General features: G+C 71.5%; 24 protein-coding genes and 1 pseudogene. 20 read left to right on the top strand and 5 right to left on the bottom strand.

Annotated elements, in window-relative coordinates; genetic code table 11:
- Positions 1-119 precede the first annotated feature (119 nt).
- Positions 120-1334 (top strand): RNA-guided endonuclease TnpB family protein, encoded by a 1215-nt coding sequence (locus tag A6F73_RS32760; protein ID WP_063351997.1) that lies wholly within the window; start codon positions 120-122, stop codon positions 1332-1334.
- 39 nt (positions 1335-1373) lie between these two features.
- On the opposite strand, the gene A6F73_RS32755 is transcribed toward A6F73_RS32760, so the two are convergent.
- Genes A6F73_RS32755 through A6F73_RS32745 form a run of 3 tightly spaced genes read right to left on the bottom strand, consistent with a single transcriptional unit; the run spans position 1374 to position 3614 of the window.
- Positions 1374-2156, bottom strand: coding sequence for a creatininase family protein (locus A6F73_RS32755; RefSeq protein WP_063351996.1), 783 nt, complete (start codon positions 2154-2156; stop codon positions 1374-1376).
- Positions 2153-3097: a dihydroorotate dehydrogenase gene (locus A6F73_RS32750; protein ID WP_079136470.1), complete on the bottom strand. Its 945-nt coding sequence runs from the start codon at positions 3095-3097 to the stop codon at positions 2153-2155. The genes A6F73_RS32755 and A6F73_RS32750 overlap by 4 nt, the downstream gene beginning before the upstream one ends.
- 1 nt (position 3098) lies before the next feature.
- Complete coding sequence (locus tag A6F73_RS32745) at positions 3099-3614, bottom strand: nucleoside 2-deoxyribosyltransferase (RefSeq protein WP_063351995.1); 516 nt, start codon at positions 3612-3614, stop codon at positions 3099-3101.
- 666 nt (positions 3615-4280) lie between these two features.
- On the opposite strand from A6F73_RS32745, the gene A6F73_RS32740 reads away from it, so the two are divergent.
- Genes A6F73_RS32740 through A6F73_RS43625 form a run of 8 tightly spaced genes read left to right on the top strand, consistent with a single transcriptional unit; the run spans position 4281 to position 10650 of the window.
- Positions 4281-4550 carry an acyl carrier protein gene (locus A6F73_RS32740; protein WP_244293790.1) on the top strand — a complete coding sequence of 90 codons (270 nt, stop codon included), beginning with the start codon at positions 4281-4283 and terminating at the stop codon, positions 4548-4550.
- Positions 4547-5932: an aminotransferase class III-fold pyridoxal phosphate-dependent enzyme gene (locus A6F73_RS32735; RefSeq protein ID WP_063351993.1), complete on the top strand. Its 1386-nt coding sequence runs from the start codon at positions 4547-4549 to the stop codon at positions 5930-5932. Before A6F73_RS32740 ends, A6F73_RS32735 begins: the two co-directional genes overlap by 4 nt.
- Complete coding sequence (locus A6F73_RS39860) at positions 5929-6477, top strand: thioesterase family protein (RefSeq protein ID WP_079136610.1); 549 nt, start codon at positions 5929-5931, stop codon at positions 6475-6477. The genes A6F73_RS32735 and A6F73_RS39860 overlap by 4 nt, the downstream gene beginning before the upstream one ends.
- Positions 6478-6484: 7 nt before the next feature.
- Positions 6485-6868, top strand: coding sequence for a polyketide dehydratase (locus A6F73_RS32730; RefSeq protein WP_244293789.1), 384 nt, complete (start codon positions 6485-6487; stop codon positions 6866-6868).
- A gap of 5 nt (positions 6869-6873) precedes the next feature.
- A complete protein-coding gene (locus tag A6F73_RS32725) occupies positions 6874-7971 on the top strand; it encodes a beta-ketoacyl synthase N-terminal-like domain-containing protein (protein WP_244293788.1) in 1098 nt (365 codons plus the stop codon).
- Positions 7968-8486: a hypothetical protein gene (locus A6F73_RS32720; protein WP_063351990.1), complete on the top strand. Its 519-nt coding sequence runs from the start codon at positions 7968-7970 to the stop codon at positions 8484-8486. Before A6F73_RS32725 ends, A6F73_RS32720 begins: the two co-directional genes overlap by 4 nt.
- Positions 8483-9841, top strand: coding sequence for a class I adenylate-forming enzyme family protein (locus A6F73_RS32715; RefSeq protein ID WP_063351989.1), 1359 nt, complete (start codon positions 8483-8485; stop codon positions 9839-9841). The genes A6F73_RS32720 and A6F73_RS32715 overlap by 4 nt, the downstream gene beginning before the upstream one ends.
- Positions 9838-10650 carry a TIGR03619 family F420-dependent LLM class oxidoreductase gene (locus A6F73_RS43625; RefSeq protein ID WP_063351988.1) on the top strand — a complete coding sequence of 271 codons (813 nt, stop codon included), beginning with the start codon at positions 9838-9840 and terminating at the stop codon, positions 10648-10650. Before A6F73_RS32715 ends, A6F73_RS43625 begins: the two co-directional genes overlap by 4 nt.
- A 66-nt stretch (positions 10651-10716) precedes the next feature.
- Here A6F73_RS43625 and A6F73_RS43620 read toward each other — a convergent pair.
- A pseudogene (locus A6F73_RS43620) lies at positions 10717-11565 on the bottom strand (helix-turn-helix transcriptional regulator); the annotation flags it as partial.
- A gap of 138 nt (positions 11566-11703) precedes the next feature.
- On the opposite strand from A6F73_RS43620, the gene stsA reads away from it, so the two are divergent.
- The 6 genes from stsA (at position 11704) to A6F73_RS32685 (ending at position 16297) form a co-directional block, all read left to right on the top strand.
- A complete protein-coding gene (stsA, locus tag A6F73_RS44220; RefSeq protein ID WP_279634967.1) occupies positions 11704-11838 on the top strand; it encodes a StsA family sactipeptide RiPP in 135 nt (44 codons plus the stop codon).
- 91 nt (positions 11839-11929) lie between these two features.
- The gene (stsB, locus tag A6F73_RS32705; protein WP_063351987.1) at positions 11930-13375 is read left to right on the top strand and encodes a StsB family radical SAM/SPASM domain sactipeptide maturase; all 1446 of its coding nucleotides are present in this window, start codon (positions 11930-11932) and stop codon (positions 13373-13375) included.
- The gene (locus tag A6F73_RS32700; protein ID WP_063351986.1) at positions 13363-13656 is read left to right on the top strand and encodes a PqqD family protein; all 294 of its coding nucleotides are present in this window, start codon (positions 13363-13365) and stop codon (positions 13654-13656) included. The genes stsB and A6F73_RS32700 overlap by 13 nt, the downstream gene beginning before the upstream one ends.
- The gene (locus A6F73_RS32695; protein WP_063351985.1) at positions 13649-14494 is read left to right on the top strand and encodes a S24/S26 family peptidase; all 846 of its coding nucleotides are present in this window, start codon (positions 13649-13651) and stop codon (positions 14492-14494) included. Before A6F73_RS32700 ends, A6F73_RS32695 begins: the two co-directional genes overlap by 8 nt.
- A complete protein-coding gene (locus tag A6F73_RS32690; protein ID WP_063352714.1) occupies positions 14491-15441 on the top strand; it encodes an ABC transporter ATP-binding protein in 951 nt (316 codons plus the stop codon). The genes A6F73_RS32695 and A6F73_RS32690 overlap by 4 nt, the downstream gene beginning before the upstream one ends.
- Entirely contained in the window at positions 15422-16297 is an 876-nt protein-coding gene (locus A6F73_RS32685; protein ID WP_079136467.1) for an ABC transporter permease, read from the top strand. The genes A6F73_RS32690 and A6F73_RS32685 overlap by 20 nt, the downstream gene beginning before the upstream one ends.
- 38 nt (positions 16298-16335) lie before the next feature.
- On the opposite strand, the gene A6F73_RS32680 is transcribed toward A6F73_RS32685, so the two are convergent.
- Positions 16336-16863 carry a GNAT family protein gene (locus A6F73_RS32680; RefSeq protein WP_063351984.1) on the bottom strand — a complete coding sequence of 176 codons (528 nt, stop codon included), beginning with the start codon at positions 16861-16863 and terminating at the stop codon, positions 16336-16338.
- A gap of 357 nt (positions 16864-17220) precedes the next feature.
- Here A6F73_RS32680 and A6F73_RS32675 point away from each other — a divergent pair, with 357 nt between their 5' ends.
- The 5 genes from A6F73_RS32675 (at position 17221) to A6F73_RS32655 (ending at position 23246) form a co-directional block, all read left to right on the top strand.
- Complete coding sequence (locus tag A6F73_RS32675; RefSeq protein WP_159398654.1) at positions 17221-18480, top strand: phosphatidylserine decarboxylase family protein; 1260 nt, start codon at positions 17221-17223, stop codon at positions 18478-18480.
- A gap of 89 nt (positions 18481-18569) precedes the next feature.
- A complete protein-coding gene (locus A6F73_RS32670; protein WP_244293787.1) occupies positions 18570-20183 on the top strand; it encodes a M4 family metallopeptidase in 1614 nt (537 codons plus the stop codon).
- Positions 20184-20503: 320 nt separating this feature from the next.
- Complete coding sequence (locus A6F73_RS41875) at positions 20504-21076, top strand: hypothetical protein (RefSeq protein ID WP_159398653.1); 573 nt, start codon at positions 20504-20506, stop codon at positions 21074-21076.
- Between the two features lie 271 nt (positions 21077-21347).
- On the top strand, positions 21348-22553 hold the full coding sequence (locus A6F73_RS32660) for a serine hydrolase domain-containing protein (protein WP_079136465.1): 1206 nt from the start codon (positions 21348-21350) through the stop codon (positions 22551-22553).
- Positions 22554-22880: 327 nt separating this feature from the next.
- Positions 22881-23246, top strand: coding sequence for a hypothetical protein (locus tag A6F73_RS32655; RefSeq protein WP_063351981.1), 366 nt, complete (start codon positions 22881-22883; stop codon positions 23244-23246).
- Positions 23247-23416 lie beyond the last annotated feature (170 nt).

Genomic DNA, 23416 nt, shown 5'->3' with positions numbered 1-23416 from the left:
GGAGGAATTGGACTGCCCGCGTAGCGGGTCAGGTGGCTGCGTTTCGCCCCCGGGGCGGACCGCAGTGCTGTGACGTGCGGGATTCGAGCTGCACGGATTGCCCCGCCAGGTTGTGGGTCATGACCACGACTCACGTGAAGCGGGCGTTCAAGTACCGCTTCTATCCGACGGATGCGCAGGCGGCTGAGCTGTCGCGCACCTTCGGGTGTGTGCGGAAGGTCTACAACATGGCGTTGCAGGCCCGTTCGGAGGCGTGGACGCTGCGTCAGGAGCGGGTCGACTACAACGCCACGTCGGCGATGCTGACGGGGTGGAAGAAGACCGGGGAACTGTCCTACCTGTCCGAGGTGTCGTCGGTTCCGCTGCAGCAGGCGCTGCGGCACTTGCAGGGGGCGTTCACCAACTTCTGGCAGAAGCGGGCGAAGTACCCGACGTTCAAGTCCCGGAAGAAGTCCCGCAGGTCCGCCGAGTACACGTCCTCCGCGTTCCGGTTCCGGGACGGCCGGCTGACGCTGGCGAAGATGGACCAGCCGCTGGGCATCGTGTGGTCCAGGCCGCTGCCGCAGGGCGCTGCGCCGTCCACGGTGACCGTGTCGCAGGACAGTGCGGGGCGCTGGTTCGTCTCCCTGCTGTGCGAGGACCGCCCGTCGGTGCCCGCACCCGTGAACCCGGCCGTGGGCGTCGACGTTGGTGTCACCAGTCTGGTGACGCTGTCCACCGGGGAGAAGATCACCAACCCCCGGTACGGGCGCAAGGACCGGGAACGCCTGGCCAGGGCTCAGCGGGAGCTGTCCCGCAAGGTCAAGGGCAGCGCCAACCGGGAGAAGGCCCGGCTCAGGGTCGCCCGTGTGCACGCGCGCATCGCCGACCGCCGCAGGGACTTCCTGCACAAGCTCACCACTCGGCTCGTCCGCGAGAACCAAACGGTCGTGATCGAGGATCTGACGGTCCGGAACATGCTCAGGAGCCGGACGCTCGCCCGTGCCATCAGTGACGCGGGTTGGACCGAGATGCGGTCCATGCTGGAGTACAAGGCCCGGTGGTATGGCCGGGACCTGGTGACCGTCGACCGGTGGTTCCCCAGCTCGAAACTGTGCTCGGCCTGCGGCGCGACCGCCGCGAAGATGCCGCTGAACGTCCGCGAGTGGGCATGCGCCTGCGGCGCACAGCACGACCGGGACGTGAACGCGGCACGCAACATCCTGGCCGCCGGACTGGCGGTTACAGCCTGTGGAGACGGTGTAAGACCTCAACGGAGCACTCCGGGCGGGCAGTCGTCGGTGAAGCAGGAAACATCCCGACCGCAGCGCTCGCGCGCAGCGGCTCAGCCGTGAGGCTGAGGGGAATCCCCCGGCTTCAGCCGGGGGAGGAAGTCAAGTCTTCTCCTCGTGCAGCAGTCCGTTGTTCTTCGACACCAGGTCGACCGCGGCCGAGACCACGTGCCAGAAGAGCTCCTTGCCCAGGGCGGCGGTGGAGCCCGAAGTACTCGACAGGACACCCTGGTTGGTCGTGCGGCTCACGTCGGCGGGGTGCAGGTAGATCCCCGGGCGGGGTGGGTCGGCGTGGTCGGGCCGTGCGGCCGAGACCAGCTCCGGGCGGAGGTAGAGCATCAGGCTGGTCTCGGTGATCCCCGCGTGCTCGGCGTGCCACCCCGGGAAGAGCGGCACCCGCCCGGCGAGCCAGTCGGTGTCGACCAGGCTCCACCAGCTCAGCGCGATGAACTCCTTGCCCGCGGCCGCCGGCCGTCGGCCCACCTCGTCGAGGGCCTCGAAGAGGAACGGCTCGTTCTCGAAGTGGCCGTTGACGACCAGCAGTCGGCTCCACGGCAGGGCGCACAGCGACTCCAGCGCGTCCTCCAGGAAGGCCAGCAGGGACCGACCGCGCACGTAGACGGTGCCGGGGAAGGCCAGGCCGCCGCCGCTCTGCGGCAGCGACCGCGCCGCGATGGACTGCGCCGGCAGGGTCAGGGCGTTCAGCTCGTAGGCGATCTGCCGGGCGAACGCTTCGGCCAGCACGGTGTCCACGGACAGCGGCAGGTGCGGACCGTGCTGTTCGGTGGCTCCCACCGGCCACACCACGGTCCGCCCGGTGGTGGCCGCCAGGACGTCGGCGCTGCTCAGGTCGCAGAGCTGCGGCCCGGCGCTGCGGGGGGTCATGGCCGCACCCGGCCGGGTCGGTCCGCGCCGGTGACGGGTTCGAGGCCCCGGCCGGTGTTCCCGGCGTTGGTAATCCCGGCGTTGGCGTTCCCCGTCCCGGTGTTGTCCGTTCCGGTGGTCTCGGCCACGATCCGGGTGAGCGTGGGGTACATGTCGGTGTGCAGCGCGGTGTACACCTGGGCCGCCACCGCGCCGACCGCCAGGTAGTCGTGCACGTCCCGGCCCGACTGCACGCCGCCGGAGGCCAGCACGGGAAGGGTGAACCCGGCCCGGCGCAGCTTCCACAGGGAGGCCAGCACGAGCGGCTTGATGCCCGGTCCGGAGTAGCCGAACACGCCGCCGAGTTGGAGGTCACCGGTCTCCGGGTGCACGGCGGCGGCGGGCAGGGTGTCGCTGATGGTCACCGCGTCGGCGCCGGCCCGGGCGGCGGCGAACGCCCGGGCGTGCAGGCCCTCCCCGCTGGCCAGCTTGACCGAGAACGGCACCCGCGTCGCAGCGCGGGTGGCCGCGGTGTAGGCGTGCACTCGCTCGGGGGTGTCGTCGAGGCCGTCCTCCTCGTTGAGGCAGGAGATGCCCAGTTCCAGTGCCCGGCAGCCCGTCGCCTCCACGCGGGCTGCCAACTCGGCGAGTTCCGCCGGGCTGTCGGCGTGCAGCGACGCGATGACCGGCAGCCCGTCCCTGGTCAGGTCGCGCAGGATGCGCACCCAGTGCTCGACGGACCGTTTGGAGTAGGTGGTGCTGTTGATCATTCCGGTGGGCAGCCTGACGAGGCGCTCGTCCAGGCCGATCGGCGGGTTGGGGTGGATGGTCTTGGTGACCACCGCGCCCGCGCCGGCTTCCAGCAGCCTGCGGATGTTGCGCTCCTGGTCGGTGAGCAGGCCGGAGCCGACCACGACCGGATTGGCCAGGTGCATCCCCAGCAGGTGGGTCGGGGCCGCCATGTCAGGCCGCCGCCCTGGTCCGGCCCAGCGCCGCGAGCACGCCGTCGACCAGCAGCGCCGGGTCCTTGGCGATCTCCTTGGCGGACAGGAACGTTGCGGCGGCGACCTGGGCGAGTCCCTTGAGCAGGTGGCTGGCCGACTCGGAGAAGGGCTGGTCGGTGATGCCCACGATGGGGCGGCCCAGCGCGCTGGCCCAGCCAAGTTCGATGTGCGTGCCGTCCGTGCGCAGCAGGGTGCCGTCGAGCACCGGCAGGACCGGCACGAACACATCGCATTCGCGCATCCATGCGTAGTCGCGCACGGACACCTCTTCGGGGGTGAACGAAGCGGTGTCGGCACCGAATCGTTCGGCCACGTGTGCGGACAGCACGGTGGCGCCGGCCTGCCGCGACTGGTCGATGGTCAGTCTCAGGAAATCGTGGATCGGCGCCGCCATCCCGCCGGGCACCAAGGCGTGCTGGATCGGGCCGCCGACGAACACGGTGACGCCGCGCAGGGCGTCGGGGGTGACTTTCATGGCGTTTCGAAGCTCCTTCGAAGGAGTCTGCCGACAGCCGCGCAAGGAGGCGGACTTCGGTCGGCAGGAAGCAGAAATGGTCAGCGCTATCGACAGAAGTGGTCAGCGCCATCGGATGGTGCGCTCGCAGTGAACGGGGAGGAAGCCGGGGGTGAGGCCTGACGCTGCCACCGGGGAGCCCGATGGCGTTCCCGTTCCCGCGCTCTGTGTCCATCCGGACAAAGGGACGACCTCAGGCTAGTTCGGGATGATTCACCAGGACAAGAAGCATATGCGCCAGACGGAGATGCGTCTCAAATTGCACAAAAGGTGCATAGCTGCCGCTCGACTGTCGATCGCGGCCCGCTCGGGAGGCGCGTTGCGGGCCGGTTTTCGCGGGTGTACGGACCGTGTGCTCGGAAATGGCCGAATCGCCGTCGAACTAACGTGCAAAAGAATTGTCGAATCCGGTGTTCGAAGGTGCGTGGCGGATAAATCGTCGACCATTGACAGGTGATAAGGCCTCGGCTAGCTTCGATAAAGCGTGAATGGCCGGCGCCGCCTTGTATTTCGATCGGCGTCGGCCCGCTTTCGGCCCGACCGTTTCCGCGATCTCACTCGCCTTTCCGCACGCCGGACGCCCGGTCGCCGCCTGTTCGAATGAACCCACCCAGAGGGGAAGTTCTGGTGAATCCTTTGCAGACCATCAAGCGAATTCTGCACTCCGAGGTGCTGGTGGAGGTGCCGATCGACCGGATGCGACTCGACGACAGGCTGCGCGAGAATTACGGCATGGACTCGCTCGGTTTCGTGGAACTGCGCGTGCAGTGTGAAGAGGCGTTCGACATCAGCATCCCCGACGAGGCCATCGCGGCGGGGGAGTTGTCCACCCTCGGCGATGTGCTGGCACTGGTCGAGCGGCTGTCGGGGGCCGACCGCCCCCCGGCCACCGCGTGAGCACGGCCCCGGTCACCGCTGACGACCACGCCGGGGACCGGACCGGTGTGCTGTTGCGCGGCACGGACCTGCACCTCAACCACTACGGGGCCACCCGGCTCCCGTTCGCCTGCGTGGGCGGCAGCGGCCTGCACCTCGACGTGGTCGACCTGAGCCCGGAACGCCGGGGCAGGCGGCTGCGGTTGCTGGACGCCAGCGGCGGCTACGCCAGCGCCACCCTGGGCGGCGACCACCCCGTCGTACGAGCGGCGCTCGCGCGCAGCACCGGAGTCGGCAACGTCACCGACGAACTGGGCTCGCTGGAACGGGCGGAGCTCCTCGACCGGCTCTTCGGCCCCGGCGGGCTGTGGACCGACCACTTCCCCGCGGGGCGGTACCACGTCAGCGGACGCAACTCCGGCTCGGAGGGCAACGAGTTGGCGCTGCGGCTGGTGCTGGAGTCCCGCTTCGACGGCCGGCGGCTGTGCCACCGCCCGGGCAAGGAGCAGCGCGACACCGTCCTGGCCTTCCACGGCGCCTGGCACGGCTGGACCAGCGGGCTGGTGCAGCTGCTCAACCGCAGGTACTACCGGGCCGGGCTGCCCGGCGCGGACACCGCCGGCCCGTACGGAGTCCGGGTCCACCACATTCCGTTCGGCGACCTCGACGCCCTGACGGAGTACCTCGCCGAGTCCGCCGACCGGCTGCTGGCCGTCGTGGTCGAACCGATCCAGGGCGACGCGGGCATCCTCGCGCCTCCGCCCGGATACCTGCGCGAACTCGCGCGGCGGTGCGCGGCCGACGGCGTGCTGCTGGTGGCCGACGAGGTGCTGACGTTCGCCAAGACCGGCAGCTGGTTCGCCATGCGCGACGCGGACGGGCCGGTGCCCACCGACATCACCGTCATCGGCAAGTTCCTGGGCATGGGCACGGTGTCCACCTCGATGGTGATCGCCCGCAAGGAGCTGGCCGTCCGCTCCTCCGGCGCCGTGACCACCTCCGACCTGCGGCCGCCGAACTGCGCGGTGATCCGCGACGGCATCGAGCACATCGAGACCGAAGGGCTGCTGCGACGCTCGGCCGACGTCGGAGTGGACCTGGCCAAGCATCTCGACGACGCCCTGGTGGGCCGCCACCCGGACGTGTTCACCGAGGTCCGCGGGAGCGGGGTCATGCTCGGCGTGGAACTGACCGCCGCGGCGGCGGACCGGATCGGCGCGCTGCGCCGGGAGTTGATCGAAGCGGGCGTGTACGCGGAGTTCATGGCGGGCGCGGGCAGACGCTCCGGCGGCCGGCGCTACATCCACCCCACCCTGCGGATCGTGCTGCCGCTGATCACCACCGGGACGCAGGCCGACGAGATCGTGGACCGGGTGGCGGCCGGCGCCCGGGCCCTGTGGTGAGCGCGGGATTCCGCACCCGGGTCGAGCACGTCGACACCGACGCGACCGGGATCGTGCACTTCTCCCGCTACACCTCGCTGATGGAGACCGTGGGCACCGAACACCTCGAAGCGCACGACGCGGGTCTGACCGCCTTCGGCGCGGCCAACGTCGACCTGGTGGTCGCCGACCTGCGGGTGACCTACCTCAACAGCGCCGTGTACCGCGACGTGATCATCGGGGACACCCGGGTCGACCACGTCGGCGCGGCCTGGTTCGCCCTCGCGGTACACCTGCTGCGGGAGGAGCAGGACGGCACCCGCACCCCGCTGGTGGCCGGCGACCTCGTCTTCGCCGCCGTCGCCCCCGACACCCGGCGCGCGGTGCCCCTACCGGCACCGCTGCGACAGGCCCTGAGAGGAATCGTCCCGGATGCGACACCCGAACGAGTCGGCACCCCCTCCCACCCCGGTCCGCGAGGCACGTCCGCTGGGCACCTCGGCCATCGCCGCCCTGGTGCGCGGACGCCACCCCCGCCTGTTCATCGACCGGGTTCTGGACCATGAGCCCGGCGTGTTCCTGCGCAGCATGTTCGCCGTCTCGGCGGAGATGGGCGCGCTGTCCGGGCACCTGCCCGAGCGCGGCCTGACCCCGGGGCTGATCCTGCCCGGCAGCCACACCATGCAGGCCTTCGCCCAGTCCGGCGTCCTGCTCTACCAGTTGAGCAGCGATCCGCTCGCCGACGACGAGGTCACCCTGGTCGGCACGGTCAAGTCCCGATTCCTCGCCCCGGTCGTGCCCGGCGACCAGGTCGTGCTCGACGTCCGCGCGGACCGGCTGTCCGGCCCCACCTTCGCCTTCTCCGCCGTGGTGACCGTGGAGGGCCGATCGGTCGCCGGGTTCCGCGGCGCGATGAGCCGGGCGAAGGTCGATCCCGCGGCGGCCCGGCCGTGGTGACCCCGGTGATCACCGGACTGGCCTGGGACACTCCGCTGGGCCGGGACCAGGACGCGGTGTGGGAACGGCTGTGCGCGGGCGATTCGGCGCTGGCGCCCGTCCACTCGCCGCACCCCTTGCGCAACACCGCCGCCGCCGTCATCGCGTCGGTGCCGTACGGGACCGGGGCGGGCGAGCGCCAGCGCGCGCTCGCCGGGCGGACGCTGTCCGCCGCGTTCGCGGACGCCGGCCTGTCCACCACCGACCCCGAGGTCGGCCTGGTCCTGGGCACCAGCTTCGGCGCCTGCCTGGACGAGGCGGAGCCGACGCTGCACGCGTGGGCCGACGACGCGGCGGCGGGCGTCGGGCACCCGGGCACCCCGGTCTGCGTCATGACCGCCTGTTCCGCCGGATCGGACGCGATCGCCGTCGCGCACGCCCTGGTGCGCTCGGGCGAGCGGCGGGTCTGCGTGGCGGGCGGGGTCGACGTGGTCACCGAGGCCAAGCGGCTCGGGCACTCCGCGCTGGGCACGATGAGCCCCACCGGACTGCGGGCCTTCGACCGGGCGCGCGACGGGATGCTGCTCGGCGAGGGCGCGGCCTTCGTGGTGGTCGAACACCCCGACTCCGCCCGGGAACGCGGCGCCCGGGTGTACGCCCGGCTGCGCGGGGCCGGCGCGGCCAACGACGCCGCCGGGCTCACCGCACCGGACCCGTCCGGGCGCGCCGTGCTGCGCGCCGTCGAACGCTGCCTGGCCTCCGCGGGCCTGGCACCCGCGGACATCGCGGTGGTCAACGCCCACGGGACCGGCACCCCGCTCAACGACGAGGTCGAGGCGCGCAGCCTGCTGGAACTGTTCGGAGCCGACGGCCCGTTGGTGTTCGCCACCAAGGGGGCGTTCGGGCACAGCCTGGGCGCGACCGGGGCCATCGAGGCCGTGGCGACGGTCCTGGCACTGCGCCACCGACGAGTCCCCCCGGTCCTCGGGCTGCGCGATCCGGCGGCCCCGCTGCGGCTGGCCGCGGGATCGGCGCAACCCGTCGGCCCCGGCGCCGGACTGAGCCTGACACTGGGGTTCGGCGGGTTCAACACGTGCCTGCTGTTCGAAGGGATGAGGGCGTGACACACGTGCCGACGGGCATACGGGTGCTGGGTTCGGCGACGGTGGTCGCCGGCGACCCGGACGAGTACGCGGTGAACAAACCGTCTTTCTACGCCGACCCGGCGGCCTGGCTGGTCGCCGAGACCGTGGACCGGGCACTGGCGGACTGCGCCGAACCCGTGCTCGACGACGCCGCCGACACCGGGATCCTGGTCATGAGCGCGACCGGGAGCGAACGGACGATGCGCCGCATCGCCGCCTCGGTGCCGAAGTCCCGGGTGTCGCCGCTGCGCTTCGCCGGAGCGAACCCGGGCGTGCTGGCCGGGCTGCCCGCCCTGCGCCACGAGTTGCGCGGTCCGTCCCTGCTGCTGGCGGCGCACCCCGACCGGGCCACCCCCGTCGCGTTCACGGTGATCGGCGGCTGGCTCGCGGACGGCCACGCCCGGCACGTGCTCCTGGTCGGCCTGCAACCCGCTGCGGGAGAGGGACAGTTGTGTCGCTGCCTGGTCCTGACCGGCGCCCGGGAAGACCGGTGAACAGCCTCACCCGGTCCGAGGTGGCCGACTTCCTGACCCGGGTCGAGGCAACCCCGGCCAGTACGGGCGGCGGCGCCCCGGCCGGGGTGGACGACGTGCTGGCGGACCTGGCCGGGCTGGGCCTGGCACCGGGCGACGCGGTCGTGCTCTGCCTCACCAACGGAGTCGAACTGCTGCGCGTGCTGCTCTCGTCGCTGCTGCTGGGCCTGGTGCCGCTGGCCGTGCCGCCGAGCACGCCGTGGCAGCGGGTGCGCGCGCTGGCCGGGCACGTCGGGGCCGGCGTCGTGGTGACCACCCGGCTGGCCGGCGCGGGGCCGCAACCGCCGGTGGGCGGCGCGTTCGCCGTACCGACCGGGCACCCCACCACCCCGTACCGGCCGGGCGAGATCCTGCTGTCCACCTCCGGCACCTCCGGGATGTTCAGCGCGTGCGTGCACCGGGTGGCCTCGCTCCTGCACAACGCCCGCCTGCACGCCGGGGCCACGGGCATCACCCCGGCCGACACCCTGCTGGTGAACCTGCCGCTGTACTACTCCTACGCCCTCGTGGCACAGGCGTTCGCCGCGTACGTGACCAAGGCGCGACTGGTGCTCGACGGGCCGCCGTTCTCGCCGGCCGCCTACCGCGACGCGGTCACCGCGCGCGGGGTCACCCACTCGGCGGTGACCCCGACGATCGCCCGCCAACTGCTGGCCGACCCCCGGCTCGTGCCACGCGGCCTGCGGGCACTGGCGGTCGGCGGGGACCGGCTCGCACCCGCGGAGGTGGCCCGCCTGCTGGCCGCGCGGCCCTCCGCGGAGCTGTACCTGACCTACGGGCTCACCGAGGCCGGACCGCGCGTGTCGACCCTGGCCGCGCACGCCGAGCCCGCGCACCGGTACGGCTCCGTCGGCCGCCCGCTGCCGGGAGTGCGCGCGTCACTGCGCGGGGTGCAGGACGACGTGGGTGAACTGCTGGTCGAATCCGGCACCGTACTGCTGCGACGGGTCGGGCAGCACAGCGGCAGAGTCCTGCTGGGGCCGCGGACCATCGCCACCGGGGACGCCTTCTCGATCGACGACGGCTATCTGACCTTCCACGGGCGCCTGTCGGACTTCGTGGTCCTGCGCGGCGAGAAGGTCTCACTGAACACCGTCCGACAGGCCGCGCACGCCATCCCGGGGGTCGTGCACTGCGTGCCCGAGGTGGTGAACGAGGACGGCACGCAGGTCCTCCACGTCCACCTGTCCGTCACCGGCGCCCTCCCCGGCGGGGAGAAAGCACTGCGCCACCTCCTCAACTCCCAGTTGCTGCCCGCCGAACGCCCGCGCGCGGTGTTCGTCTCCACTGCCGACCCGGAGGCCTTCCGCAAATGACCCTCCGCCTCGGCTGGACCGTCCCGACGGCCCTCTCACCCGCCGGACTCCGCGCGTTCGCGGTGACCGCGGAGAGCCTCGGGTACGACCACCTGTCCGTCCCCGAACACCTGGTGTCCGGCGTTCCCGCCTACGAGAGCCTGACGCTGGTGGCGTTCCTGGCAGCCGTCACCACCCGGATCGAGCTGGCAACCGCGATGACGATCCTGCCGCACCGCCCGGTGGTGCTCGCCGCCAAGCAGACCGCGCAACTGGCCCACCTCAGCGGCGACCGACTGCGGCTGGGCGTCGCCATCGGATCCGACCCCGCCGAGTCCGCCGCCCTCGGCGTCGCCCCGGGCACCCGTGCGGCACTGTTCGAGGAACAGGTCCATGCGCTGCGCCTGCTGTGGACGCGGCCGGCCGCGGACTTCGCCGGCGAGCACGTCGCGTTCTCCGGCGTCACCCTCACCCCCCGGCCGCGTCCCGTACCCCTCTGGATGGGCGGCGGCACCCTGCGCACCGGAGGAAGACCGGGCTCACTGCGCCGGATCGCCACCCTCGCCGACGGCTTCACCATGTCCGGCCTGCTCGCCAACCGGGTCGACCGCGGTGCCGCACTCATCGCCGAACTGCGGACGGCGGTGACCGAAGCCGGCCGCGACTGGAGCACCTTCGGCATCGAGGCCCGCCTGCGCCCCGCCCCCGGCCGGCCGGACACCTGGCGCTCCCTCGCCGACGCCTGGCGGTCCGCCGGCGCCACCCACCTCACCGTCACCACCGACGACCTCTCCCTGCTGGCCCCACTGCACGCGGCGCTGACCGGGTAGCACGCCGGCTCGCGGACCTGCCGAGTCGTCGCGGCCGTCGACCGGCTCGCCCTCCAGGCGGGCGAGGACGGCTGCCGCGGCGGGGGTGGTCGGGGTGTAGACGACGATGAACTCGTGGGCGTCGTCGGCCATCTGGAAGGCGTCCCAGGACAGCTCGACCGTTCCGGCGCGGGTGCGCAGGCGCGTGATGTCGTGGGTGAGTTCCATGATCGAGTGCCGGTCCCACAGGTCCGCGAACTCCGGGCTCTCCTGGCGGAGTCGGGCGATCTGCCGGGCGAACTCCGGGTCGTGCGGGCGCGCGGCGGCCTCGGTGCGCAGATAGGCGACCGTCTCGCGGGCCTTGGTCGGCCAGTCCACGTAGATGTCGCGCGCCCTGGGGTCGGTGAAGACGAGCCGGCCGAGCGTGCGCCGGGCTTCGGGGACGTCGGCGAAGTCGAGGAAGGCGTGGGCGGCGAGGTGGTTCCAGGCGAGGATGGCGCCGCAGTGGCCGACCAGGTAGGCGGGGGTGCGGCGCATCGAGTCGAGGAAGAGCTGGACGCTGGGGCGCACCGGGCCCCGGCGACCGGCCGCCTGCCGGGGCGGCGTGGCCGGGCGGGCGAGCGTGCGCAGGTAGCGGTGCTCGTTGGCGGTCAGGCGCAGCGCGACGGCGACCGCGTCGATGACGGCGTCCGAGACCCGGGAGGCCTGGCCGCGCTCCAGGCGGACGTACTGGTCGACGCTGACGTTCGCCAGCGCGGCGACCTCCTCCCGGCGCAGGCCCTCGACCCGGCGGACGCCTTGCCAGGGGGGTACGCCGACGTCCTGGGGGCGCAGTCGCGTGCGACGGGAGACGAGGAACTCGCGTATCGCGGCCTTGGTGTCCACGCATGCATCGTGCGCGATCCCCGTGCCGTCGCACAGACACCAACCGGCCATGTTCCTTCACGCCTCCTGCACACGGCAACGGCCGGACCCAGGGCAAGTCTTGCCCTCCCCAGGCGCGCTGACTGAGCGTCATGCTCATTCCACCCGCACCGCCAGGGCGGGTCCCGTCAACGGAAGGGATCACGAACCATGACTGAGAGCGCCTGGGTCAAGCCGGAGATGAGGTCCGACGAGTTCGAGGCCGGCATGAGCTGTTCCTGCAGCTGCGGCGCCTTCTCCGGCGCCGGCAGCGGCCACGGGATCGAGGACCCCGCGGCCGAGTGACGGCCCTGCCGAGATCGGCACCGCTCATCACGTAGCCGGTCGGTGCCCGGCCTCCGGGCCGGGCACCCACCCCTGACGGCCGAGGTGGAGAATGAAACTGCTCGAACTCTGGGACGACCTGGTGGTTCCCGACGACCTGGTCTACTTCACGAACGGCGGGGACCGTCTGGTCACCAATCCGGAGCTGGCGGCCTGGTGCCTGATGACCGCCCCGGAAACCGACGTGCTCCGCGCCCTCGCCGCCCCGGGCCGCCCGAGGGGCACGCTGCCCACGGACGCGGGCACCGTCGAACGCGCGCTGGCGAAGGCGGTCCTGAACTGGCTGGTCTACCTGCCCGGCCGGCGCCCCGTGGTCCGGGCCCCGGAACCGCAGTTGTCGATGGTCTACTACGCGATCACGGACGGCTGCAACCTGCGCTGCCCCTACTGCTACGCCTCGTCGGAGAAGGCCCTGCCCGGCGAGCTCAACACCGCCGAGTCGCTCGACCTCGTCGACCAGGCCGCCGACCTGGGGGCCCGGGTCATCGTCTTCACCGGCGGTGAACCCATGCTCCGCAAGGACCTGTTCACCGTCGCCGGGCACGCCCGGGAACGCGGGCTCGCCGCCAACATCATCACCAACGGCACCACCATCAGGCGGCTCGAAACCGCGCAGCGGATGGCCGAGATCTTCAACCAGGTCACGGTCAGCCTGGACGGCGGCACCGTCGAGACGCACGAACGGACCCGCGGCAAGGGCACCTTCGCCCGGACGGCCCAGGGCCTGCGCCTGCTGAACCAGGCGGGCGTCACCCCGGTCATCAACCACGTGGTGACCCCCGAGAACGTCGACGTCCTCGACCGGCTGGCCGAGTTCGTCGCCGACCTCGACATCTCCCGGGTCCGGATGATGAACCACACCGACCTGGGCCGCGGTGCGACCGACGGCTTCGACTACGGCTGGGCGGACTACCAGAAGGTACTGGACTTCTGCTGGACCCACCCGCTGGCCGGCAAACTCCTGCCGGAGGGCCCGAAAGCGAGCAAACCCTGCTCGGTGAAGGGCAATTGCGGCATGGGCGGCAACGAGGTCTACGTCAACTCGCTCGGCACGGTCTACCCCTGCAAGCTCGTCACCGAGCAGGTCCACATCGCGGGCAACGTCCGCCGGCAGCCGCTGGCGGAGATCTTCGCCGCCCCGGTCCTCGCCGACCTGCGGACCAACAACGTCTTCACCGGGGAGAACCTCCAGGACTGCCGCCGCTGCTACATCCGCGGTGCCTGCGGCGGCGGCTGCCGGGCCTACCACCTGGCCGAGACCGGCGACGTGCACCGCAACGGCCGCCACCTCTGCCGCATCCTGCGCCAGTCGATGATCGCCAGCCTGTGGAGCGCGAACGGCGTCCCGGGGGCCCGGCTCAAGGCCGGACGGGACGAGCTGTTCCGCCCGTTGCTCGTCCGGGACGACTCCCTCCACCCGGCGTACGAGGACTGGAAGGCCCCGGAACGCCGCCTGCTGCCGCTCGCCGACCGAGAGGACCGCCGATGCACTACCTGATCGACTCCGAGGTGGTCTGGACCCCCTCCCTGAACGAGGTGCGGATCTACTCCGCCCGCAGCGGGGAGTTCCGCACCCTCAACCACACCGCCGCCGAGATCTGGCTGGAACTGGCCGAGAACCGCTCCGTCCCGGACGTGGTCGCCGAACTCGCCCGGCGCCACGGCGCCGAGAGCCCCGCGCAGCGGGCACTGATCGCCAAGGACGTCCAGGAGTTCGTGGCACGGCTGCTGGCACAGGACCTGCTGGTGATGGTGGACCAGGGTGACGCCCGTGTCTGAGGAACCGTCGCAGATCCGACTGCTGCGCAGCGCCCTCGCCGCCGTGGGGAGGGCGCGGCTGAGGACCGCCGGGCGGAGCATGCTGCCCACGATCGAGCCCGGGACCGTGATCACGGTCCTGGCCCGGCCCTTCGACGAGGTGGAACCGGGGGACGTGGCGGTCGTCCTGCTCGACCGGAAGGTGATCGTGCACCGCGTGGTCGACCGGGCGGGCAGCCGGCTGCTCACCCGGGGGGACAACCTCCCGCTGGTCGACCCGGTGGTCGGGCCCGGGGAGTACCTCGGGGTCGTGCCCGCGTACCGCCGAGCGGTCACGCTCGCGGCCCTGGACCTGGCCAGGCTCGCCGCCTACCCCGACCGGGGGGCGGGCCGGACCCGGATCTGGCTCCCCGGCCCGGCCCCGGCCTACGCGTGGTGGCACCCGGCGATGCGCCGCGGCGACATGCCCGGCCTGTCGAGGGGCGAGGCCCGACCTGTGGTCAGCGTCTCCCCGTACGGCGCGCTCCCGGGGACCGCCCTCGACGAACTGCTCGCCGCCGCCGGCCGGCGCGACGTCGACATCCTGATCGGCCGGGCCGCCGGCTGCCCCTCGGACGACCGGACGACCGGGTCCTCGGGCGATCGGGCGACCGGGCCTTCGGAGGGCTGGGGCGGACGGCCGCCGCTGCGGCCCGGGACGGCGGACTTCCACGTCGGCCACGGCACCCTGTTGGAACCGCCGCGACTGGCCGACACCGCCGAGTTCGTCCGCGCACGCGTCGAAGCCGTCCGGGGCGTTCTTCCCGTCCGGCCGGACCAGGCCCCGGGCCGGTCGGACCTCGCGGGGTGGCGCGGATGACAACCCCGCTGCACGTCGAGAACCTGGTCAAGCGCTACACCGGCATGACCCGCAACGCCGTCGACGGCATCTCCTTCGACCTCGGCGACGGCGCCGTCGTCGGACTGCTCGGGCCGAACGGTGCGGGGAAGACCACGCTCACCAAGCTGATCTGCGGCGTCACCGCGCCCACCACGGGCCGGGTCACCGTGTTCGACGAGGAGCCGACGGCCGGCAGCGAGGTGAAGCACCAGCTCGGCGTCGTCCACCAGTCGGCGCCCTTCGACATGATGCTGTCCCTCCTGGACAACCTGCGCATCGCCGCCGCCTTCAAGGGCCTGCGCTGGCCCGAAGTCCGCCCGACGGTCGACGAGTTGTTGGACACGCTCGGCCTCGGCTCGGCCACCGGCCAGCTGGTGTTCACCCTCTCCGGCGGCGAGCGGCGCCGCCTCCAGATCGTCCGGGCGCTGCTCGGCCGCCCCCGGCTGCTGCTGCTCGACGAGCCCTCCGCCGGCATGGACGTCAGCGGCCGCCGGAGGATGTGGGAGCTGCTGCGGGACCTGCGCCACCGGTACGGCACCACCATGCTGTGGACCAGCCACTACGTCGAGGAACTGGAACGCAACTGCGGCCGGGTGCTGATCGTCAACCGGGGCCGGCTGCTCCAGGACGGCACCCCGCGCGAGCTCGCCGAGCGCTTCGGCCCGCAGGTCGTACGCGTCCGGACGGCCGACCCTGCGCAGCCCGAGCCGTTCGCCGACCTGGCCCGCTCGGCCGGGTTGCAGGCCGTCGTCACGGACGGACTGGTGCAGCTGTCCGGGCGCGACGTGCGCACCCGGCTGCCCGCCCTTCTCACCCGCCTGCGCTCCGACGGCCCGGACACGGCGTCCGTGGAGTACCTCCCGCCGTCGCTGGAGGACGCGTTCATCGACCTCGTGGAGAACCACCGTGACCACTGCGACCGCTGACTCCTCCGGCACCGCTGACTCCGCCGGTACCGCTGCCTCCGCTGACACCGCCGGTACCGCGCCCGCCCCGCCCACCGCCCCGCGCGGGCGGTGGCGGCAGGACGCCGTCGCCACCCTGTACCGCGAGTACTGCCTGCTCACCCGCAACCGGACCAACCTCCTGCTGGCGATCACCCCGAGCGCGGTCTACCTGCTGCTGTTCGCGACCTCGCTCTCCCACCTGGTGGGCGACGTCCGGTACCACGGACGCGCCGTCGGCTACGCCGAGTTCACCGTGCCCGCGCTGATGCTCTCCTCCATGCTGGCGGCGGCCACCGCGGCGGGCACGTCGCTGTTCCAGGAACGGCTCGGTCAGATGGAACTCGAACTCTGGTCGTACCCGCTACGGCGCAGCAGCTACGTCCTGGGCAAGCTGGCGGCGGGCGCGGGGCTCGTCCTGGCGCAGACCCTGGTGGCACTCGCCATCGCGCTCGCCGTGTTCGACTTCCGCTGGCCGGTCGGGCACTGGGCCGCCCTGATCGCCTCGACGGTGCTGGCGTCCTTCGCCTGCAACGGCCTCTACCTGCTGCTGGCCACGCTGTTCACCGATTTCCAGCGCTTCACGGTGACGGTCAACGTCCTGGCCCCGGTCCTGCTGTTCGCCGCCCCGTCCTTCTACCCGGTGGAGCAGATGGCCCCGGTGCTGCGCCTGCTGTCCTGGGCGGATCCGGTCACCTACGTGGTCCGCTGCCTACGGGACTCCGCCCTGCTGGGCTTCGACGCGGCCTGGCCGCAGATGCTGCTCCTGGCCGGCATCGCCGCCGTCACCAGCGCGCTGACCGCCCGCTCGCTGCTGACGCGCGCCGCGAAGCTGTGACGGACCGTCCGGCGTCCGTTGCCGGAGGGGACGTACGCTCAGTCGCCGAGGATCCGCTCCCACAGCAGCCCGTCCCGCCAGCTGCCGTCGAGGAAGATCGAGGAGTGCGCGACGCCGTACGGACTGAACCCGTGGCGGCGCAGCACCCGGTGCGACGCCACATTCTCCAGGCTGGTGGACGCCTCGGCGCGGTGCAGCCCGAGTTCGTCCGTCATCACCCGGAGCGCGAGTTCGACGGCACGCCCGGCGTGCCCCTGATTCTGGGCGACACTGGCGATCCAGTATCCGACGGAGCCGCGGCGCAGGTGCGGCTGCGGTAGGATGCCCGCGACGGTGATCTGCCCGATCACCTGGTCGTCGGCGAGCACGACGCCCGGCCAGACCGTGCCGGCCCGGTAACCGGCCAACAGCCCGTCGATCCGCTCCGCCTGGCCCTCCGGGGTGAAGAACTCGGCCGGCTGGGCCGGTTCCCACGGCCGGAAGGCCTCGACGTCCCGCACCCGATGCGCGGCTATCGGGGCGGCGTCGGCGGTCTCGATCAGACGGATACCGGTACGGCTGCGCATGGGCTGGTCCTTGTCACGGTGGGCCGGATGAGACGGCAGCCTATGCGAACCCTTCCGCCTGGCCGCACTCCGCGACCACAAACGCATCTACGAAGCACGCTAGGAGTTTCGCTCCGTACGTCGGGTCCGTCCCTCGAAACCGTCTCAGGGAGGCAGAGCCAGCCAGGTCGCATAAATCGGCTGAGCTGATGAGTTATCGCCATCAGCCTTTCGGGCCTTATGGCCGCGGGTGGTGTTTCCTTGCCTGTCGGTCGGGCGAGAGTGGCCGAGACTGGCGGGGAACTGCGTCGGATGTCATCGATGACTGGCGGGGAACTGCGCCGGATGCCACCGATCGAATGCCATGACGGAGGAAGCATGCTCGGAGATCTCACGGGTGCGTTGACCGATGCCCGCTACCGCGCCTCGTTCGGGCGGGTCGCCGGCTACCTGCCGAAGGACCGCCGGGCCGTCGACGCCTGGCTGGCGGACCTCGCGGACCGGGCCCAGGGTCGAACAGAGCCGCACAGCACCGCCGTTGCGGCCATGAAGAAGCTGATCGAGACGGACAAGAGCCTCCAGTTGCTGGTGACCGGAATGCTGGAGCAGCTCCCGCGCCAGCTCCAGCCGATCCACGGCGTCGGCCACCTGCTCCAGTGCGTGGACCAGATCATCTCGACCGCACCCGAGTACCGCGCCAAGTCCGAGGAGCGGATCCTCTTCCCGCTGTCCGCGCTGTTCGCGAACATGTCGCTGACGAAGGCGGGCGAGAGCCTGCTGCGCACCCCGGCGTTCAACTCCGCGCTCCAGCAGGTCCTGCGTGAGTGGTGCGCGTTCCTGGACAGCCCCGCGAGCCGCTACGTGCTGACCGAGGCGGACGACGGCTGGCTGTCCCCGTACGCCGTCGAACGCCACCGGCTCGACGACTACGCGATCCCGGACCGCGGCGCCGAGTACTGGGGCTTCGCGTCGTTCAACGACTTCTTCCACCGCAAGCTCAAGCCCGGTGCCCGGCCGGTCTCCACCGACCCCACGGCGGTCCTCGCGCCGAGCGACGGCACCCTGGTGCGCCATGAGCGGAAGGTGGGCAAGGACACCGGGTTCACCCTCAAGGGCCAGACCTTCTCCCTGGCGGACACGCTCAACAACGGCGCCTACACCGACCGGTTCGTCGGCGGCGACGTCCTGCAGATGGTGCTCCCCGCCACCGGCTACCACCGCTGGCACGCACCGGTCGACGGTGTGGTGCGGCACGTGGAGATCGTTCCCGGCCTGGTGTTCGGCACGGCCGGGCCGGACGGGTCGGGCCCCGCCCCTCGGGGGTTGTCGTTCGGCGGGGCGGCGGCATCCAGCACACGTGCTCTGATGTTCATCGAGAGCACCGCCCCCCGCGTCGGCATGCTTTGCCTCGCCGCCGTCGGCATCAGCGAGATCTCCTCGGTCACGCCCACCGTCCGCAAGGACCAGGAGGTGAGGAAGGGCGACGAACTCGGCTACTTCAGCTACGGCGGATCCACGCACTTCATGGCGTTCGAGCCGGGCAGCGACGTGGAACCCTCGGTCGAGCCGAGCGACGACGTCGACCCCGAGGACGACCCCCAGGTCGTCACCAACGCCCCCATCGCCAACGCCGGGTAGCGCGTCGCGGCGCCGGCCGGGCGGTCACGCCCGGCCGGCATACGAGCACGTGGACGCGAACCATGACTGCGAACACCGAGGAGCCCCTGTTGCGGTCTGCCATCCCCCGCCGCGCACGCCACCGGTCCACCCGGCCGGCCGCCGCCCTCGCGGTCCTGGCCGCCGTGGCGTTGACGGGCGTGCAGCCGACAGGCGCGGCCGCCCGCACACCTCCCGGCGCCGTACGGGCCGGGGGTGTCGCGACGGCGCTCTCCCCCCGGGAGCACGCCGAGTTGCTGAAGGAAGCCGCCAGGATCGCCGCCTCGACGGCGACGGCGCTGAACCTGGACCCGCGCGAGATCCTGCTGCCCGACGACGCGGCCCGGGACGAGGACGGCACCGTCCACTTCCGGTACCACCGCACCTTCGCCGCGCTGCCGGTCCTCGGCGGCGACCTGGTCGTCCACCGCAGCGCGCAGGGCGTCCTGTCGGACACCCGCGCGCACCGGGCGCCGATCAGCGTGCCGACCACCACGCCCGCGATCTCGGCGGCCCAGGTGATGCAGGCGCTCCACACCGCCGTCCCCCCGCGCCTGGTCGTCTGGTCCGCCGCCCGGACCCCGTCGCTGGCCTGGGAGTCGGTGCTGGAGGGAACGCAGGACGACGGCACCCCGAGCGAGCGGCACGTCGTGACCGACGCGGTCTCGGGCGGGCAGCTGTACGCCTACGAGGCCGTGCACACCGGCATCGGCCAGGGCCAGTACAACGGCACGGTGCCCCTGGGCACCACGCAGACCCTGCTCGGGTACGAGATGAACGACACCGCGCGCGGCGGCCACCGGACCTACGACATGCACCACGCGGCGAAGGGCCGAGGAGACCTGTTCACCGACCAGGACGACCGGTGGGGCAACGGCGACCAGAGCAACGACGAGACCGCCGGCGTCGACGCCCACTACGGTGCCGCCCAGACCTGGGACTACCTCCGGGACGTCCACGGACGCACCGGCATCCGCGGTGACGGCGTCGGCACCTACAGCCGGGTCCACGCCGGCTCCAACTACACGAACGCCTTCTGGAGCGACAAGTGCTCCTGCATGACCTACGGTGACGGGCCCGGCAACGCCAGGCCCCTGACCGAACTGGACGTGGCCGCCCACGAGATGATCCACGGACTCACCTCCGCCACCGCGGGCCTGGAGTACACGGGGGAGTCCGGTGGCCTCAACGAAGCCACCAGCGACATCTTCGGCACCGGGGTCTCCTTCCACGCAGACAACCCGAAGGACGTCCCCGGCTACCTGATGGGAAAGCACCTCGACCTCGACGGCAAGGGAACCCCGCTGCGCTACCTGGACCGGCCCTCCAGGGACGGCCACTCCCCGGACTACTGGTACGACGGCATCGCCGACCTCGACGTCCATTACTCCTCGGGCCCCGCCAACCACTTCTTCTACCTGCTGGCCGAGGGCAGCGGCCCCAAGACGATCAACGGCTACGACTACGACAGCCCCACCGTCGACGGCCGGGCCGTCACCGGGATCGGCCGGGTGGACGCCGAGCGGATCTGGTACCGCGCGCTGACCACCTACATGACCTCCACCACCGACTACTCCGGTGCCCGCGCCGCCACCCTCCAGGCCGCCGCCGACCTCTTCGGCCCCGACAGCACCGCCTCCACCACCGTCGCCTCCACCTGGTCCGCGGTGAACGTCGACAGCTGACCCCACCGGCCGGGCGACCCCTGCCTCCGCCCGTGCGGCGCTTCACCCGGATGCCGGAGGATGTCCCGGCCTTCAGGCCGGGGAGGAATCCGGTTTCCCGCGTGGCGGGTCAGGGACGGTCGTTTTGCTGCCAGGTGGATCGGTGTCCACCAAATCGAGTGCGAACACTTTTTGTCAGACCGTCAGGCTATGGTGCCGGGGATGGAGATCACAGCGCAGAACGTTGGTCCGGCATCCAATCTCTCCGCGACCGACAGCCGCCTGCCGTACTCTGCGCAGTGATCAACAAGTACTCACACGCGAGATTCAGGGGCAAGAACATGTCACGGACCGAACTCCACCGACGACGTGCCGTCATCGGGCTCATCGCCGGCGCGACGCTGATATCCCTCGCCGGATGTGGATCGTCGAGCCCGGCCAAGAGCGCCACCGCGCCTGGGGCCGCGGTCTCGACGTCCGCGGGTGCGGCGCCGGCTGACGCGGCAGCGCCCCCAGCGGCGGGCGCCCCCGCCAGCGCGCCGGGGAAGGCCGGCAAGGGCAGCGCCGACGTGACCTTCAGCGGCGTGGAGTCCGGCTCCATCAAGGCCACCGACAGCACCTGCACCGTCATCAAGGGTGAGCTGACGTCCTTCCAGGCGCCGTCGGACCAGAACGCCGGCGGTCCGAGCGTCGCCGGCGTCGAGTCGGGCACCGGCTGGATGATGCCGGTCAGCACGGCCGCCCACGTCGGCGGCTACGTGAAGAACAACGCAACCGGCGTCAAGGCGACCAAGACCGGCGATGGTTGGACGGTCACGCTCACGGACACGGAGGTGGCCGCCACCTACGACCTCGGTCAGACGGTCACGCTCAACGGAACGATCATCTGCGGCACGGTCGTCAGCGCCGGCTGACCGGCCGCAGAACGGGACCTTGTGCCGAACGCCGGCGGGAGCCACCAGACCGGAGGCTCCCCCCGGCCACAACTCCACCGAGCGTGCGGGCGCATCGCCGGATGCGACCGCCGGACGACCCCTCACGTACCTCTTTGGTGTCCTAAGGTGTCGATCTCGTAAGCCTGTTGAAGGATGGACGGGTCCTCATCCGGAGTGATGATCCCCCGGTGGCGGCGCTGACAGGCTGACTCGTGGCGAACTCCTGTTCGCCCGAGTGAAGGGAAGCTCCATGTCTCGTCGTCTGACCAGTGCCCTGATCGCAGCCTTCTGTCTGGCGGTGTCCGCGTCACCCGCCTCCGCCGCTGCGGCGGGAGCCGAGGACTCCGCAGCTTCGTCGGCCCGCCTGCGTGGCGGTCCGCTGCAACTCGCCCTCAACGGGCTGACCGACGCCAAGGCGGTGTCCGCGATCGCCGAGGTGCGTGACGGCGACCAGCGGTGGCGCGGTGCCACGGGGGTGACCGACCTGGTCGGTCAGGCGCCCGTCCGTGGTGACGGCCGGTTCCGGATCGGCAGCGTCACCAAGACCTTCGTCGCCACCACGGTGCTGCAACTGGTCGGTGAGCACCGGCTCGGCCTGGAGGACTCGGTGTCGAGCCACCTGCCGGGGCTGGTCCCCAACGGGCAGAACATCACCGTCCGCCAGCTGCTCAACCAGCGCACGGGCCTGTTCGACGCCACCAACGCGGGCACCGACGTCTTCCCCAACCTCAACGACCCGGCCGTCTTCCGTTCGTGGCTGGCCCAGGGCGGGTTGAACCGTACGTTCACCGCGCGCCAGTTGGTGACCGCATCCGTCTCCCACGCGCCGAACTTCGAGCCTGGAACCCAATGGGGCTACTCCAACACCAACTTCAACATCCTCGGCCTGATCATCGAGCAGGTCACCGGGCACCCCTACGGACAGGAGGTCGGTCAGCGCATCCTGCGACCGCTCGGGATGACGAAGACCACGGTCCCCGGCCGCTCCACCACGATCCCCGGCCCGCGCGCCCACAGTTACTGGACCACCGTGGACGGCGCCGGCACCGGGAACGTCAAGAAGACCGACTTCGACGTCACCGACCAGAACCCGTCCTGGGCGGGCGCCGCCGGAGAGATCATCTCCACCACCGATGACCTGGTCCGGTTCGAGCAGGCCGTGCTGAAGGGGAAGTTGCTGCGTCCGGCGGAGCAGCGCGAGATGACCACGATGCTCCAGACCGTGCCGGGCTCGCACGACGTCGACTACGGGATGGGGCTGGCGCAGGCGACGCTCTCCTGCACCACCGTACTGGGCCACAACGGCGGCACCTTCGGCTTCTCCACCCAGCTGTGGGGCACCGCCGACCGCCAGGTCGCGCTCTCCTACACCCCGCGGGGCGATGACGCCGAGCAGACGGCGCAGAACGAGGCGAGCATCAAGTTCCTCGACACCGTCTTCTGCGGCACTCACTGAACGTCCGCCGGGGGCGGGTCGGGCGTGTCGACGACCTGTTCCCGGGTCTTCGTCAATTACCAGTGCGGTAAGCACATTTGGATGGCGCGAGCGCAACAGCGAGCCGGGCACCCCCGCGGCGAACCTCTACGCCGTCCTCATCGCCGGACATAACGAAAGCCCCAGGGGGGGGCGCGCGGGCGGCGGGTGCGGACGGTGTTCGTGTGGATAGCGCGGCGACGCGCCGGAGGTTCACTCCCACGAGTGATTGTGACGCTGTGCGCATTAACGGACACTCTAAGTATTCGGGGAGCTCATGGGGGCTCTCCCGGCGCGAGGGGAGCCGTCATGGCCGCAGCCGAATCTTCCTCCATCGAGGTGCCGCGGATCGCGAGCAGTTCGCAGCCTGCCGACCGGGACCAGGGCCTCGCGGCGATCGGCGGCAACGTCGGCGCCGTGTGGCGGGGGTGGTGGACGTGGACCCCGGGGAACGGGACGTTCAACCTCCAGATCGCCTGGAACGTCATCGGGATCGACTCGACGGTCGTCATCACGGCCTCCGAGATCGACGGCAACAGTGGGAACCGGTTCGTCGGTGCGGCGCCCTTCCAGGTGTCGAGCATCGCCCCCAGCAACGGACTGGTGACGTTCAAGATCAACATCGGCTGGGGCAGCCCGCTGCCGATGCGCACCGACGTCCTGGTCTTCAACTGAGCATCGCTCTTCGGTCGGCACGGTCGCGCAGCTTGGCGACCGTGCCGATCCGGTGACGACCGGCATGGCCCGCCCCGTGGCGGTTCCGGGTTCGCCCGAACCGCCGCGGGGCGCCCGTTTTCCCCGGAAGAGCCTGTTTCATCGCGGCCGCACCGGGCATCCCCGCCGGC

This window comes from Streptomyces sp. MJM8645 (assembly GCF_001625365.1).
Taxonomy (GTDB): Bacteria; Actinomycetota; Actinomycetes; order Streptomycetales; family Streptomycetaceae; genus Kitasatospora.
Note: the sequence above shows the minus strand (reverse complement) of the source record. Positions and strands in the feature narration are given on the sequence as shown.